Annotated in this window: 13 protein-coding genes, 1 pseudogene and 1 riboswitch; of the genes and pseudogenes, 5 read left to right on the forward strand and 9 right to left on the reverse strand. The window is 41.7% G+C overall.

Annotation, left to right across the window (positions count from 1 at the left end; translation table 11 throughout):
- Window positions 1-137: 137 nt before the first annotated feature.
- Window positions 138-301, reverse strand: a riboswitch (SAM riboswitch).
- Between the two features lie 416 nt (window positions 302-717).
- Window positions 718-2,304, forward strand: a complete 1,587-nt coding sequence (pckA, locus tag ACDZ29_RS07255; protein ID WP_370016613.1) for a phosphoenolpyruvate carboxykinase (ATP) — start codon at window positions 718-720, stop codon at window positions 2,302-2,304.
- Between the two features lie 159 nt (window positions 2,305-2,463).
- On the opposite strand, the gene ACDZ29_RS07260 is transcribed toward pckA, so the two are convergent.
- The 3 genes from ACDZ29_RS07260 to ACDZ29_RS07270 are packed head-to-tail and all read right to left on the reverse strand — an operon-like array spanning window position 2,464 to window position 6,351.
- Window positions 2,464-3,765, reverse strand: a complete 1,302-nt coding sequence (locus ACDZ29_RS07260) for a nucleotide sugar dehydrogenase (protein WP_289326707.1) — start codon at window positions 3,763-3,765, stop codon at window positions 2,464-2,466.
- 41 nt (window positions 3,766-3,806) lie between these two features.
- Entirely contained in the window at window positions 3,807-5,123 is a 1,317-nt protein-coding gene (locus ACDZ29_RS07265; protein ID WP_289326708.1) for a glycosyltransferase, read from the reverse strand.
- 22 nt (window positions 5,124-5,145) lie between these two features.
- Window positions 5,146-6,351, reverse strand: a complete 1,206-nt coding sequence (locus tag ACDZ29_RS07270; RefSeq protein WP_289326709.1) for a glycosyltransferase family 4 protein — start codon at window positions 6,349-6,351, stop codon at window positions 5,146-5,148.
- Between the two features lie 196 nt (window positions 6,352-6,547).
- Here ACDZ29_RS07270 and wecB point away from each other — a divergent pair, with 196 nt between their 5' ends.
- Window positions 6,548-7,681, forward strand: coding sequence for a non-hydrolyzing UDP-N-acetylglucosamine 2-epimerase (gene wecB / locus ACDZ29_RS07275; protein WP_375090563.1), 1,134 nt, complete (start codon window positions 6,548-6,550; stop codon window positions 7,679-7,681).
- A 351-nt stretch (window positions 7,682-8,032) separates the two neighbouring features.
- Window positions 8,033-8,149: pseudogene (locus ACDZ29_RS07280) on the forward strand (Fe3+ hydroxamate ABC transporter substrate-binding protein); the annotation flags it as partial.
- A 126-nt stretch (window positions 8,150-8,275) separates the two neighbouring features.
- Here ACDZ29_RS07280 and ACDZ29_RS07285 read toward each other — a convergent pair.
- Both ACDZ29_RS07285 and ACDZ29_RS07290 read right to left on the reverse strand, forming a co-directional pair.
- Entirely contained in the window at window positions 8,276-9,649 is a 1,374-nt protein-coding gene (locus tag ACDZ29_RS07285; protein ID WP_375090564.1) for an MATE family efflux transporter, read from the reverse strand.
- A 25-nt stretch (window positions 9,650-9,674) separates the two neighbouring features.
- The gene (locus ACDZ29_RS07290; protein WP_375090565.1) at window positions 9,675-10,253 is read right to left on the reverse strand and encodes a TetR/AcrR family transcriptional regulator; all 579 of its coding nucleotides are present in this window, start codon (window positions 10,251-10,253) and stop codon (window positions 9,675-9,677) included.
- Window positions 10,254-10,441: 188 nt separating this feature from the next.
- Here ACDZ29_RS07290 and ACDZ29_RS07295 point away from each other — a divergent pair, with 188 nt between their 5' ends.
- Window positions 10,442-10,849 carry a VOC family protein gene (locus ACDZ29_RS07295; protein WP_375090566.1) on the forward strand — a complete coding sequence of 136 codons (408 nt, stop codon included), beginning with the start codon at window positions 10,442-10,444 and terminating at the stop codon, window positions 10,847-10,849.
- A gap of 53 nt (window positions 10,850-10,902) precedes the next feature.
- Here the strand turns inward: ACDZ29_RS07295 and ACDZ29_RS07300 are convergent, their stop codons facing one another.
- From ACDZ29_RS07300 to ACDZ29_RS07315, 4 genes are all read right to left on the reverse strand, one after another.
- The gene (locus ACDZ29_RS07300) at window positions 10,903-11,673 is read right to left on the reverse strand and encodes a TSUP family transporter (RefSeq protein ID WP_289314657.1); all 771 of its coding nucleotides are present in this window, start codon (window positions 11,671-11,673) and stop codon (window positions 10,903-10,905) included.
- A gap of 32 nt (window positions 11,674-11,705) precedes the next feature.
- Entirely contained in the window at window positions 11,706-12,173 is a 468-nt protein-coding gene (locus ACDZ29_RS07305; protein ID WP_375090567.1) for a DUF523 domain-containing protein, read from the reverse strand.
- A gap of 277 nt (window positions 12,174-12,450) precedes the next feature.
- The gene (locus tag ACDZ29_RS07310; protein ID WP_101225571.1) at window positions 12,451-12,693 is read right to left on the reverse strand and encodes a DUF2584 domain-containing protein; all 243 of its coding nucleotides are present in this window, start codon (window positions 12,691-12,693) and stop codon (window positions 12,451-12,453) included.
- A 51-nt stretch (window positions 12,694-12,744) separates the two neighbouring features.
- Entirely contained in the window at window positions 12,745-13,572 is an 828-nt protein-coding gene (locus ACDZ29_RS07315; RefSeq protein WP_375091112.1) for an alpha/beta hydrolase family protein, read from the reverse strand.
- Between the two features lie 141 nt (window positions 13,573-13,713).
- Here ACDZ29_RS07315 and ACDZ29_RS07320 point away from each other — a divergent pair, with 141 nt between their 5' ends.
- Window positions 13,714-14,670, forward strand: a complete 957-nt coding sequence (locus tag ACDZ29_RS07320) for an ABC transporter substrate-binding protein (protein WP_289327398.1) — start codon at window positions 13,714-13,716, stop codon at window positions 14,668-14,670.
- Window positions 14,671-14,683: the final 13 nt, after the last annotated feature.

The raw sequence follows: 14,683 nt of genomic DNA on the forward strand, positions 1-14,683 counted from the left end.
GTAGGCATAAGCCTGATTTTTTACGGAACTCGTTTCCCTCATTAGTTTCAACTATAGACACAGAATTACTTATAAATACACAAAAACCTTCCCTGGCAAATGAGGAAAGGTTTAAAATTCTGTCTTCTATCCTTTCACTCTTATCGTTCAAGGGTTTTTTACCTTGCTCAGGTTAGCACCATCACCACTATTCCTTGAAGAACCATCGCTTTATTTTCGGCGATCGATCTTGGAGTCAAGTTCAATATGGCAGGTTGCTGGGTTTCAAAGGGCCTGTCCCTCCACCAACTCGGGATAAGAGAATCCGTACAATTTAAGATAATATCGTATCAGGTTGGAACTTGTCAATGTTTTTCTAAAAAGAACATATCCGCCCACTTGAAAAAATGGGTTGTTTCAGCGTCTTCAAAGGGTTTCCAAGGCAGAAGGCGAATAGAAATGTTGAAAATTGCCATTAATAATAGAAAATAAAGCATACTAACAGGAATGGCCAATTAGAAATATGTTGCTTAATTACTTCCTATTTAAAATAAAATTTTCACTCCATGTAAGTATATGCAATTGTATTGACTCGGTTCCTGCGCCTTAATAAGGAAAATTGATTAACGAAACCAGTTGAAAATAATCACAAATTAAAAGAAATAGTATAGACTATTTAAATGAATGTGTTATACTAATTGTAATATAAAAACTTAAACAAAGGAAGGTACCTCATATATGAATTCTGTAGATGTTTCTAATGAGTTACACCAGTTATTAACAGGAAACAATGTTCAAACTCAACTTTCAGTTCCTCAATTGGTCGAAAAAGTATTAAGCAGAAATGAAGGCGTACTAACATCAACTGGTGCAGTAAAAGCTGAAACCGGCAAGTATACTGGTCGTTCACCTAAAGATAAATATATCGTGGAAGAAGCATCCGTTAAGGATAAAGTCGATTGGGGTTCAGTGAACCAGCCAATTTCTGAAGATGTTTTCAATAAACTATATAATAAAGTAGTTGACTACCTAAAAGCAAAAGAAGAGATTTTCGTTTTCAAAGGTTTCGCTGGTGCAGACGAATCATCACGTCTTCCCATCCGAGTTGTTAATGAATATGCTTGGCATAATCTTTTTGCCCATACTTTGTTCATCCGTCCGAACGAAGAGGAATTAAGAGGTCACGAAGCTGAATTCACAATTCTTTCGGCACCTAATTTCAAAGCAGACCCAGAAGTGGACGGGACTTCATCCGAAACTTTCATCATCGTTTCATTTGAACGCCGTACCATCCTGATCGGCGGAACGGAATATGCAGGAGAAATGAAAAAATCGATCTTCTCGATCATGAACTACTTACTTCCAGAGGCTGGAATCCTTCCAATGCATTGCTCTGCTAACGTAGGACGTGAAGGAGACGTCGCTTTATTCTTCGGACTGTCTGGAACAGGTAAAACAACTTTATCCGCAGACACTAGCCGTAAACTGATTGGCGATGACGAGCACGGCTGGTCTTCTAACGGCGTATTCAACATCGAAGGTGGCTGCTATGCGAAAACGATCAACCTTTCACGTGAAAAAGAACCACAAATTTTCGATGCGATCCGCTTCGGTGCCGTATTGGAAAATGTAGTTGTGGATCCGGATACACGTGAAGCGGACTATGATGATAGTTCATTGACTGAAAACACCCGTGCTGCATACCAAATGCAAGCGATCGATAACATCGTGAACCCAAGTATTGCAGGACACCCAAATACAATCATTTTCTTAACAGCTGATGCTTCAGGCGTTCTGCCTCCAATCAGCAAGCTTTCCAAAGAACAGGCAATGTTCCATTTCCTAAGTGGTTACACTAGTAAATTGGCTGGTACTGAAAGAGGGGTAACTTCACCGGAAGCTACATTCTCCACTTGCTTCGGTTCACCGTTCTTACCGCTTCCCGCTCAACGCTATGCTGAGATGCTTGGTGATAAAATTGACGAGCACAATGCAAAGGTATACCTTGTCAACACTGGGTGGACTGGCGGAGCATACGGAACCGGAAGCCGTATGAAACTTGCTTACACTCGTGCGATGGTACAAGCGGCACTTGAAGGTGAATTAGCGAACATCGAAACGATCAAAGATGAAATCTTCGGTTTGGATATCCCGCTTCATGTTCCTGGAGTTCCTGACGAAGTGCTTCAACCAATCAAGACTTGGGCAGATCCTGCGGCTTATAAACAAGCAGCAACAGCTCTTGCAGCTCAATTCCGTGCAAACTTCAAGAAATTCGGTAGCGTTCCAAGTGAAATCGAAGAACTTGGCGGACCGACAGCTTAATAAATTGTACACAAAAGGACCAAGCTCTTGCTTGGTCCTTTCTTCATTTTGCTCCCCCCCGTGCCAGTTGCAGAGCTTGACTTTCAACCACAAAAAGGGCACTGTCCATAGTCAGCGCCCCCTTTATCCTTATTCCATTATCGATGTTTGTCCAAGTTTTTAGATGATCGCTTTATTCCTGGCTTTTTTCATGGACATCGTTTTGTATTGATATATATTGCCCAGGTTGGCCACCGGGACATCGGTTTCGTTCGCATCAATGCAATTCCGAGTATCCAAAATCAATTTATTGGCCATAAGATCCGATAGCTTATCATAATCCATCCGTTTAAATTCATCATGGTCGGTCAGGACAAGTATCAAGTCGGCACCTTTTACAGCATCTTCCACTGAAACGATTGGCATTTTCCCAGATTGAACATGCGGATCATGCAAGGCTACATCCACATTTTCCATTCCCATCAAGATATTGACGACATCAATGGCGGGACTTTCACGAATATCATCTACATTTCCTTTGTATGAAAGTCCGAAAACCGCTACCTTTGGATGACGGATTCCCTCGAGCATCATTCTTACGCAATTGACAATGTAATAAGGCATCGATACGTTCGTATCACGTGCCAATTTAATGATTCTCGCATACTCTGGTGCCTTTGCTACGACGAAATACGGATCGACTGCTAAACAATGTCCCCCGACTCCAGGGCCTGGTTGGTGAATATTGACACGTGGGTGCTTGTTTGCCATCCCTATGACATCCAAGACATTGATGTCCAGCTGGAAGCAGACTTTTGCCAGCTCGTTTGCAAGGGCGATATTGACATCCCGGAAAGTATTTTCCATCAGCTTGGACATTTCCGCCGTTTTCGCATCCGTCTGAATGATTTCACCTTGAACGAAGGTTTCATAAACTAAGCTCCCTTTATAAGAACATGTTTCCGTGATCCCTCCGACGATACGATTATTATGAACTAACTCTTCAAGAATCCTTCCAGGTAAAACACGTTCCGGGCAATGAACGAGGAAGATGTCTTTACCGATCGTGAGGCCCGTCATTTCTATCATCGGTTTGATATGATCATCCATGCTTCTTGGCGCTATCGTCGATTCGATAATGATGACATTTCCCTTTTTGATAAAAGGAAGAATGGTGGATGTCGCTTCTAAGACGTAGGTTAAATCACATGATTGATGCATATCATCTTTATTTGGAGTAGGGACTGCAATAATGAAAACATCAGCATGTTCCGGGCTTAAAGCAGCTCGAAACTTATTGGAAATAAGTACCTCATGTAATACCTGCTCAAGTCCAGGTTCTTCGATATGGAGCTTACCATTATTCAAATTGGAGATAACCTCAGGCTGGATATCCACGCCGATAACATCGACACCGTGTTTCGCAAACATTAAAGAAGTTGGAAGCCCTATATAACCTAGTCCCATTGTACAAAGTTTCATATTAACCACTCCTATCCTATTTTTCTGCTACACTCGTTTTGTTAGGCAGATTGATAAATATCGATAAAGATTTCCTTCTCTTGTTTCCAATTGTATTTTTGCCGGGCATTCAGGCAATTACTGCTCATTTCCGCCCTTTTTTCAGGATGTTTCAATAGGTAATTGACTCCTTCGGCAATTGACTTTGGATCATGTGAATCGACACACACGCCAATCTGTTCCGCATCGACCACCTTTTGGATTTCAGGAAAACTACAGGCAACCACAGGCACACCGCTCATCATGTATTCAAACAATTTATTTGAAGAAGCGGAGTAGTGATTAAAACAGACATTATTCAATACCTGAAAACCTAAATACGCATTTTTCGTATAATGGAGCAGCTCGTCGACCGGAACCTTCGGTAAGAACTTCACACGATGTTCCAGATGCATGTCGCTTACTTTTTTCATCAAATCATCCTTGATTCTTCCATCTCCTATAAAAACCACTGTCCCACCCTCTATCATCGGTACAGCATCAACCAATTGCTCTAAACCTCTGCCCATTTGAACGCCGCCTTGGTATAACAATATCGGCTCATTCGCTGGCAAATCGAGCAGCTCATGCAAATTCACGGCCGTACTTTCCTCCGGATTGGTTGGAATTGGGTAGTTATGGACCACATTGGGATATAAACCATATAAGTCTTCGTTATACTTAGCTCTCGTATGGTTTTCGGCAATCATTTCATCAACAAATATTAATAGGAATTTCTCCATCATCCCGTAAAGTCGGCTATTATATCCCGTTCTGCTCGTTTGTACCTCATGTGAGTCATATATCAGCTTTTTTCGCCTTAACCATTTACTGCTGATCGCTCCCTGCATTAGCGTATTCAAGTCATTCGAATGATAAAAATCATATTTCCTTTTCCGGCCATGGTGGATCATTTGACCAAAAATGTAGCTCCTTGTTAATAGGGTCGGCAGCTTCGTTTTACTCATGATCAAGGTGCCGATCGCAAGGAGTGCAAGGGAACCGAACAATATTCCCGATCCCACCCAGCCATTGATCAAATTCAAGTTCCACAACGTATTCCAAACCAATAATGCCAGTAGAACGATTTCAAACTTCTTTTTCTTCAATTTGCCTACGATCCTGAGAATCCTATGAAGCGCCTCCCAGCGGTTATTCACCCTAGTGACAGTGAAACCATTTTGATGTTTCTCCTTTTTGGGCAAATCCTTGATCTTCCAGTTATGAATGGCAATCAAATCCACTTCATAACCCGCTTCAGTAAGTGCTGTGCATTCTCTTAGAACCCTTGCATCGTTCGTAAAGTGATTCCACACAAACATACATACTTTCTTCGCCATGTTGTCCTCCACTTCCAGATTTTCAGCCTGACGCTTCCATCACGTTGATGAGACCTTTAATATTTTTGGACCATTGAAAATGTTGTTTAGCATACTGATAACCGTTTTCCCCCAGTTCTTTACGAAGGGCTGGATCTGAGGCCATGGTCAGGATATGCTGACTGATTTCATCAACATTTCGGCTGTCTGCCACCAACCCGCATTTCGCCTCTGTGAGCATCTTCTTGGCCCTTCCAGCAACATCACCGACAATGGGCTTTCCGACACACATATAATCGATGATTTTACCAGGCAGCACCTTGTTGAAGACCTCTTTTTCAACCAAGCTTACATATGCAATGTGAGAAGTTGAAACTTCATGAAGAGTCACTCTTCTATTCATCGCATTAATCACCTTTATATTAGTCAGCCCTTTAGATCCGATCTCCTTCTCCACTTCGGATACCCGATATCCATATCCGATCATCGAGAACTCGATTTGCTTATGTTCCCTTAGCTTTTCAGCCACGGCTATCAGTTTTTTCAGGTCTTGAGCCAGTCCAATATTCCCTGTATAAACGACCTTGATTATTTTTTCCGATACGGGTGTAAGCAAATTCTTTAAAGTCAGCTCATCCGCAGTAAGCGAATTAGGGATGAATTGGATGGTATCCTCCTTTACTCCCTTTGAAACGATATAATCCCTGAAACCAGGACTATTGATTATGATAAAATCCGAATGCCGATATAGCTTCCTTTCCAGAAAGAAAGCGATTTTCAAAACCCACTTATTTGTAAACACTCCTACTCCTATCAACGATTCCGGCCATAAATCCCTGACATCGGTAATGAGTTTCGCCTTCATCTTTTTCTTGGCGATCAACGCCGCCAATGTCGGGAAGATCGGCGGGGTCGTGGCAAACACATAATCATATTTTTTTTCGAGACGGATGATTGTATAAATGAAAAGCCACATCGCTTCAAGATAATGAAGCAACCGCTTTCCCATATTGCTTGTATACCGCTTCACTTTGTCCGGCTTTATCCTGATGACATCTTCTTCAATGCTATCTTCATCCCAAAACTTTGTATCTTGATATAAACTTTGATTAGGATAACTCGGCTTCAATGTGATGACCGTTACCTCAAATCCGTTTCTTTTCAAATGGAGATATATATTTTTCATTCTATTTCCCGCACTTCCGATTTCCGGATAAAAGTTTTGCACGATCATCAGGACGCTTTTCATATACGCCTATCACCTCTATTCTTGGGTTGTTATGTTCCTGCTTTTCATTGTAAATGCCAGATATTAACTGAAAGTTAAAGAAATATAAAGTCCTTATTAATATTGTAAATATTCCGTTAATTATTGTTTCATTTTTATATTTTCCATGAACTTCCCGCTATAATGGGGAGGACATTTAGAAGGGGAGGAAATGAGCATGCCTAAACAACGTTTAAAGGTCATGACCGTATTTGGTACAAGACCGGAGGCCATCAAAATGGCACCCGTCGTATTGGAACTGAAAAAACATCAAGAAGAAATAGAAACCATCGTGGTGGTCACCGCCCAGCATAGGGAAATGCTCGACCAAGTCTTGCAATGTTTTCAAATAAAGCCAGATCACGATTTGGATATGATGAAGGATAGGCAAACATTAGAAGAAATTACAACTCGAGGCATTGAAAAGTTGAGTTCGCTCATGAAAAATATAAAACCGGATATCGTCCTCGTTCATGGGGATACAACGACAACTTTCATCGCAAGCTTGGCTGCTTTCTATAATAAGATACAGGTTGGTCACGTTGAAGCTGGTCTACGTACCTGGAATAAGCATTCACCGTTCCCTGAAGAGATGAATCGACAGTTGACTGGAGTCCTGGCTGACTTGCACTTTGCACCGACCAAGAAGGCTGCTGAAAATCTCCTAATGGAAAACAAACAGAATGACCGTATCCACATTACCGGTAACACTGTCATCGATGCCTTGAAAACAACGATACAAAAAGACTACACGCATCCGATCCTCTCCGGGTTGAATGGCGATAGAATGCTATTGATGACCGTACACCGTCGTGAAAATATCGGAAAACCCATGCAAGGAATATTCCGTTCCGTGAAACGGCTTCTTGATGAACATGGAGATATCCAAGTTGTTTTTCCGATTCATAAAAACCCAGTCGTTCGCGAAATCGCTCATGAGATTTTCAACGATAACGATAGGCTGCATATAATCGAGCCTTTAGAGGTGATTGATTTCCATAATTTCGCTGCGCGATCCCATCTGATCCTGACAGATTCCGGAGGGGTGCAAGAAGAAGCCCCATCACTGGGTGTTCCAGTTCTCGTATTGCGCGATACGACGGAACGGCCGGAAGGAATAGAAGCTGGCACTCTATTATTGGCAGGGATCGAAGAAGAACGAATTTACCAATTAACCAATGACCTACTTACGAGTGAAGAGGCCTATAAAAAAATGGCCACAGCTTCCAACCCATATGGAGATGGACTTGCTTCAAAGCGGATTGTTGAAATCCTATTAAAGCATAGTATGAAATTCCCCCTTCCAATATGAAAATGGTTCAATAAAAAAAGATGATTAAATCAGCCTGCCACTTTACCGGCAGGCTTTTTCAATTAGTTAGATCTATAATTGAGCACCTTCGGAAATCTGTTCAGTCGCGGCACACCTATCATTTGCCCTTATCCCGAAATAAATGCTATTTCTTTTATTGAATCCGCGCCAGCATTAACATTCTGGGTCATCACTTGAATTTCATTTACGAAAGGGGACGCAAAAATAGTCAAAGCAACGAAGGACAAAAAACCACTATTAATTTGTATTTGAAATGGCAGATACTTATGATAGTTTTGATATATCAAAGTTCATTGGATTTAAAACTTTACATTGCTTGGAGGTGTTTAAATGTTCGGGGAAGACCCAAAGTGTGTTAATTGTGGAAAAGAAATTAAAGCCGATGAAGTTGTTCTTGTGAAAATGCGTTATCCGAAGCGTAGAGGGATGACTGAAATAAAAGCATATTGAAGAAATGAAGGAAGTTTCTTCTGTGAAGTGTGTTTTGATAAAGCACAAAACTAATATATGATATTTAAATTTATCTCTCTTACTAAGTCCTTGCATAAAAAGGACCACCAAAATTGGTGATCCTCAATTTATCATTTTATTGAACTGGGCTTTTCCCCAAATTTTCGAACCTTTTCTTTTTAAATAAAGTAGGACGGTTAAGAATATGACCACCTCTGATAATGGAATGGCCAGCCATGCTGCATTCGTCCCGAATATAAGCGGCAATGTCAGCAAGAATATCAGCATGAAAATGAACTCTCGCCCAATCGTGATCCAGGCGGCCATCTTCACTTGCCCAATTGATTGGAAATAGGTCATCATGACAAAGTTGACACCCATTAGGATATAGCCGCTAAAGAAGATCCTAATTCCAATTGTAGCAAGTTCTTTAACGTCACTTGAAAAATCACCGAATAAATTCACGATGAAAGGAGCCGCAACCTGTCCCATGAGGGTAATGGATATTCCTGCCCCCATTGCGGTAAAAATGGCAATGCGGACCGTTTCGCGCTTCCTCTTTTCATCTTTTGCACCATGATAATAACTTACCAGCGGCTGGATCGCCGACCCTATGCCGAGAAACATCAACAGCATTACACTATGGGCATAATTCACAATCGAAAATGCAGCTAATCCATCGGTGCCTGCAAGTCGGGAGAACGCATTATTATGAGCGATAGTAAAGACGGATACACCTATTTCCGCTAAGAAACTAGGAAAACCGATCATCATCGTCATCATGAATAGTGACTTTTCAAAACGGAACTTGACGAGACGAAGCGTGTTCTTCTTCGTGAAAAAGTGCAGGCTTAGAACCAGTATCCCCAATGCTGCTGCCAAGATCGTACCATAAGCTGTCTCACGCACCCCTAGTTCAAGTACGTAAAGTATAATGAAGTTCAAAACGAAATTGGATATGGCTGTAACGATAAGGGAGGCCATGGCCAAATTCGGATTGCCATTATTCCTGACAAATATGCTTAAAGTGTTTTCCAACGTGAAAACAAAGCCCAGCATCAAGAAAACATTCATGTAGTCCGTTGCAAAGGGAGCCGTTGCTTCATTGGCCCCTAGTGCATAAACAAGCTGATGGTGAAAAGCGTAGGCAATCAGACCAATGATTACGGTGAATATCGTAATCAAAATGATGGAATGGGTGAAAATAAAGCGTGCACGGCCATAATCCCTTGCCCCCATGCTTTGTGAATAAAGTGTTGCGCCCCCTACCCCGATCCAAATCGACATCGCTACAAAAATCGTATAAATGGGCCCTGCTATATTAACTCCTGCAAGGGCAACCGATCCAAGTTTATTGCCGACCATCACACCATCGACAACAAAGTTCAATGCCATCAATACCATTCCTATCATAGAAGGAATCAAATAGCGTAAAAAGACCCTTCCCGTCGATTCCATCTCCAGTAGATTTTGTTGTTGTTTTTCTCTTAATGACATGTTTACCATCTCCTGCTATTCGACCTTACTTTGAAATACCTCTCCAAAAAATGGACCATGACGCTGCAAGTTTTTCCGCCACCCGCTCTCGATTATCGGCATAAACCAGTTCAACCATAATGGCCACGATGACACCTGAATACGCCAATGTCAGGGTCCGCGCATTCCCTGTGTTTAAAGCCCCCTCTGATAACCATGATCGGAATATCTCTTCAATTAAGGCTTCCTGTTGAACCTGAAGATCATCAGTCTCCTTCTGTATTTCATTGTATAGATGTGTTGGCGGAAAGAATCCCATGCGAAGCCAAAACTTCAAACTTTCTACCTCCTGGAACATCTTGATCATTTCTTCCAAAAATCCGTATAGAGTCTCTTCCGGATCACTGTTGCGCATCATTTTGAAATACTCCACATAAGACGAAAGCTCCATTTCCTTGGCGTCCTTAAGGACAGATAAAAACAGATCGTCCTTCCCTTTAAAGTGAGAATAAATGGATTGTTTCCTTATTCCGACTTCCTCCGCAATTTGTGAGAGTGAAGTCCCCTCATACCCATGAATCGAAAAATATTTGAGTGCCGCTTTTTTTATTTCATCACTTTTCATAATAAGGTTCACCTTTCATTGCCGAATATTATTTTTTGTATTTCTGATAAACCTATCATACCCTAACGAACGTTCGTCAGGCAAGTTTTTATAATAAAAAACACACAAATCATATTCCCTGTGATGAAATAAAGGAGGATATGATATCTCTGTCGAAATGAAAGTCATGTGCAAGAAGGAGGATTCATATGAAAAATCAGGTTACCCCCTATTTAATGTTCGATGGACAAGCAAAGGACGCATTAGCCTTTTATGCTGAGGTATTCCAAGCAGAGATTACCGACCTGCAAACTTACGGTGAAGCTGGTTTCCCAACACCTGAAGAAGCGAATGACCTTGTTTTGCATGCCAAAATCAAAAAAGGCGATATGTTGATCATGGTATCTGATACGTTTCCAAGCAATCCCCTTCAAGTCGGGAATAATGTATCGTTGGTCCTCGAATGTGAAAGCGACTCGGAAATCCAGTATTTATATGATGCCATCTGTGAAAAAGGATTATCCTTAATGGAACTGCAAGATACCTTTTGGGGGGCCAAGTATGGTAAAGTCAAGGATCAATTTGGCGTTCACTGGGACTTGAATTACACAAAATGAATTCAAAAATGGCCGGAGATACAAATTTGTATCTCCGGCCATTTTTTATATCATCAAAACACATGAAAATAATTCAAGACATTTTTTCCAATCAGTAAAATCGTGACGCAAATGAATAATAAACGTACATAGGAAGCACCTTTCTTAATTGCGAAATTCGTTCCGACCAATGCTCCTGCGACCATTGCAAGACCCATCGGAATTCCATAGGCAAAATTGACGGTCCCCATCGATAAGAAAATGATAAGTGCGGCTATATTGCTTCCAAAGTTCAATATTCTTGCATTCCCAGCTGCCTGGACAAAATCAAATCCAATGATCAAAAATGAAAATAATAAAAAGGAGCCTGTCCCTGGTCCAAGAAAACCATCATAAAAACCAATGGCAAAAATTATGGCAATCAGAAGTAACATTTTCTTCCTTGTCAGTCCTTTATACCTTGCATCTTTACCCCAATCCTTTTTTACCATCGTATAAATCGCAACAATGACCAACAAGATTAAAATGAGGGGCTTTAATATTTCAGCAGAAACGAAATGTACAACAAAAGCCCCTAATGCCGCTCCAATCACAGTAATCGGAAACAGCTTGATGACGAATTTGAAATTCACTTTGCCAGCCCGAATGAATGAAATCGTACTCGTTAAAGATCCCATTGTACCCGCAAGCTTATTAGTCGCAAGTGCCGCAGAAGGCGAAATCCCCGTGAACAATAAAGCCGGAATGGAAATTAAGCCGCCTCCGCCCACAACGGAATCGATGAATGCAGCAATAAAACCCGCAATAATTAAAAATAGCAAAGTATAGAGATTGATATCCTCCATGTATTCCCCTTCTTTCAAAAGCACTATCTAAATCATTTTTCGTCCAGATAATCGACTAACCCTTCCTCTGATGTAACCGTGAATCCATGGCGTTTAAGCAAAGCCGCGGTCACTCCATTCCCGACCCTCCTCTCCCCCTTGAATTCACCATTATAAATCGTCGCACTTCCACAGGATGGACTATTTTCTTTTAAAACGACAAGCGTCGCTCCAACCTCCTGGGCTTTCAATAATGTAAGATTGGCTCCTTCTATGTACAACTCCGTTACATCCCGACCCGACTTTTCAATTACCTTCGCTTTTCCATCAAGGACATCCCCACCATCACCGCCAATTATCTCAGCAGGTTCCCTAGGTGTCGAAAAACCGCCAAGCAACTCAGGACAAACCGCTACAGCCTTTTTCTCCCTCATTAATTCCATAATTCTATCGTCCAGGCTGTGTGTACCGTTGTACCTCACCTCAAGACCCGCTAAACAAGAACTCACCAAAATCCCCAAATCACCCCACCTCATGCTTTTTACACCATTTTATCATTCTTTCAGTGTCATTCATTTCGAATATTGAATATCAATTGGAATTTTGCTGTGTGGCGAATGACGACGGTCGATTTATCAACGCGTAAGGTCGATTTATGGATGCGGAGGTCGATTTATTTTGGTGTAGGTCGATTTATCAACGCGTAAGGTCGATTTATCAGCGCGGAGGTCGAATTCTGCCAACTCAACCAAAAAAAGCGCTTGCAGTGAAAACGATTCCCGGCAAGCGCTTGTCTATTTAGTTAGTTGAGTTCAGTGATAGAAGTTGGTACGTAATGATGGTCTTTTCACTGGTCCATTCAATTTTTTGGATAACGGCTGTTCCGCTTGAGTCAGATTGAATCGTTTTACGGACATCAATTGGGATATCGATAGGGTATAACCGGTAACCTGCTTTCGATAGCCGAAAGATATTTTCTTCTTCTCGGGTTTCATTCCCTTTTGTAACGATCATAGTATTGAGTTCCATAGGCATGCCCATGTTGTATCTCCTCCTCTTGCCAATATACTTAGAATATACTTCATTCTATCATTATTCGGTTTTATTTTTCATCCAAGTTGTTAAATCTTCAACTACTTTTCTGTTAATGGCCGGTGGGAAGTAATGCGTGAATTGAGGAAAATACCAGCTTTCGACCTCTTTGTCATGCATTTTCAATCTTTTCTCCAACCTGTACGCGTGTTCAATGGCGACATTGTCATCTTTTTCACCATGAATGATCAGAACGGGTATATTCAAATCTTCAATCGCAAACAATGGAGTACGGTATTCATATTGATCAGGGTATTTTTTTGGTGTTCCGCCGATAACCCGCTTCATCATCCGACGCATATCGACACGTTCGACATATGTTAAAAACATATCCGACACACCTCCCCATGTGACAATCGACGCTGCATTCTTGCAGTATATCCCAGTCCAAAGCGCCATGATGCCGCCACGGGAAAATCCGAGGATATGAATGTGGTCCTTATTCACTCGGGGGTGCTGTTCAAGAAGATTGAATCCTGATATTGCGTCGAACCTATCTTCTCCCCCAAAATCCTCATCTCCCTCTCCGCCTTGATTTCCACGGTAAAAAGGGGCAAAAACGATAAAACCTTCTACGGCATACTGCACAATCCTTGCGGGCCTGACCTTGCCGACATTTTTAATCCCGCCGCGTAAATATAAGAAGGCATCGTGAATTTCACCATCAACCGGTTCAGCCAGTAACCCCTTTACTTTCAGGCCTTGTGATATGTATGTAACTGAATAAAGATGGATTTGTGGATGCGGTGAGGGAAACCGCCGTTTTGAAATAATCGTCCCGTTCTCCAATTTCCACTCTCCTTTCTCTTTAATCTTATTGTAAAACATCCGCTTGTTTTTATCCCCTAAGAGACATTCACATTTTTTTCTTCCATTCATACGATAAGGTAGGCAAAATACCTATTTATCAAGGAGGAAGGAATTTTGAAAAAATGGTGTAAAGCAGGTGTCATATTTTTACTTCTGTGTATGCTGGTGATCCCGCTCGGAGCATGCGGCAACAAGGACCAGGAAACAACGAAGGTCAGGGTGGCCGAAGTTACCCGCTCCCTTTTCTATACACCGCAATATGTAGCGATTGAAAAGGGATTTTTTAAAGACGAGGGCCTAAGCATTGATTTGAAAACGACGGCAGGCGGCGACAAGACGATGACCACGCTTCTGTCCAATGGTGCGGACATTGCTCTCGTTGGCTCTGAAACATCGATCTATGTTCAGGCACAAGGTTCGAACGATCCCGTCATCAACTTTGCCCAATTAACACAGACGGATGGAACGTTTCTTGTTTCACGTGAAAAAATCGACAACTTCAAATGGGATATGCTGAAAAACTCTACATTCCTAGGCCAGCGAAAAGGCGGGATGCCACAAATGGCCGGCGAGTTCGTATTGAAAAAACATAACATAGACCCGAAAGAAGATTTGAATCTCATCCAGAATATTGATTTTGCGAATGTCGCAACTGCCTTCGCTTCCGGAACCGGCGATTTTGTTCAACTGTTCGAACCAACAGCCAGCGTGTTTGAAAAAGAAGGAAAAGGCTATATCGTCGCTTCTTTCGGCACCGAGTCCGGGCATCTTCCCTATACGGTTTATATGGCTAAGGAAAGCTATTTGAAAGAAGACAAAGAGACTGTCGAGAAATTCACGAAGGCATTGAAGAAAGCACAGGATTGGGTTCAGGAAAATGACGCTGCCGAAATCGCCAAAGTCATTCAGCCATATTTTGAAGATACCAATATCGAGACGATGGAAACAGTCATCAACCGCTACAAAGAACAAGGATCCTTTGCCACCGACCCCATTCTTGATGAAGAAGAATGGAACAATCTGCAAAACATCATGGATGAAGCAGGAGAGCTGCCTTCACGTATAAGCCATGATGAGCTGGTCAATACAGATTTTGCTGAAGAAGTCACTAAATAGCATAGCTAAAGGT

Source organism: Peribacillus sp. RS7 (genome assembly GCF_041956845.1).
Taxonomy (GTDB): Bacteria; Bacillota; Bacilli; order Bacillales; family DSM-1321; genus Peribacillus.

Coding starts and splice junctions, on each gene's coding strand:
- pckA (WP_370016613.1), top strand. CDS start 718: ATGAATTCTGTAGATGTTTCTAATGAGTTACACCAGTTATTAACAGGA.
- ACDZ29_RS07260 (WP_289326707.1), bottom strand. CDS start 3,765: ATGAAACTTTGTACAATGGGACTAGGTTATATAGGGCTTCCAACTTCT.
- ACDZ29_RS07265 (WP_289326708.1), bottom strand. CDS start 5,123: ATGGCGAAGAAAGTATGTATGTTTGTGTGGAATCACTTTACGAACGAT.
- ACDZ29_RS07270 (WP_289326709.1), bottom strand. CDS start 6,351: ATGAAAAGCGTCCTGATGATCGTGCAAAACTTTTATCCGGAAATCGGA.
- wecB (WP_375090563.1), top strand. CDS start 6,548: ATGCCTAAACAACGTTTAAAGGTCATGACCGTATTTGGTACAAGACCG.
- ACDZ29_RS07285 (WP_375090564.1), bottom strand. CDS start 9,649: ATGTCATTAAGAGAAAAACAACAACAAAATCTACTGGAGATGGAATCG.
- ACDZ29_RS07290 (WP_375090565.1), bottom strand. CDS start 10,253: ATGAAAAGTGATGAAATAAAAAAAGCGGCACTCAAATATTTTTCGATT.
- ACDZ29_RS07295 (WP_375090566.1), top strand. CDS start 10,442: ATGAAAAATCAGGTTACCCCCTATTTAATGTTCGATGGACAAGCAAAG.
- ACDZ29_RS07300 (WP_289314657.1), bottom strand. CDS start 11,673: ATGGAGGATATCAATCTCTATACTTTGCTATTTTTAATTATTGCGGGT.
- ACDZ29_RS07310 (WP_101225571.1), bottom strand. CDS start 12,693: ATGGGCATGCCTATGGAACTCAATACTATGATCGTTACAAAAGGGAAT.
- ACDZ29_RS07315 (WP_375091112.1), bottom strand. CDS start 13,572: ATGTTTTACAATAAGATTAAAGAGAAAGGAGAGTGGAAATTGGAGAAC.
- ACDZ29_RS07320 (WP_289327398.1), top strand. CDS start 13,714: ATGCTGGTGATCCCGCTCGGAGCATGCGGCAACAAGGACCAGGAAACA.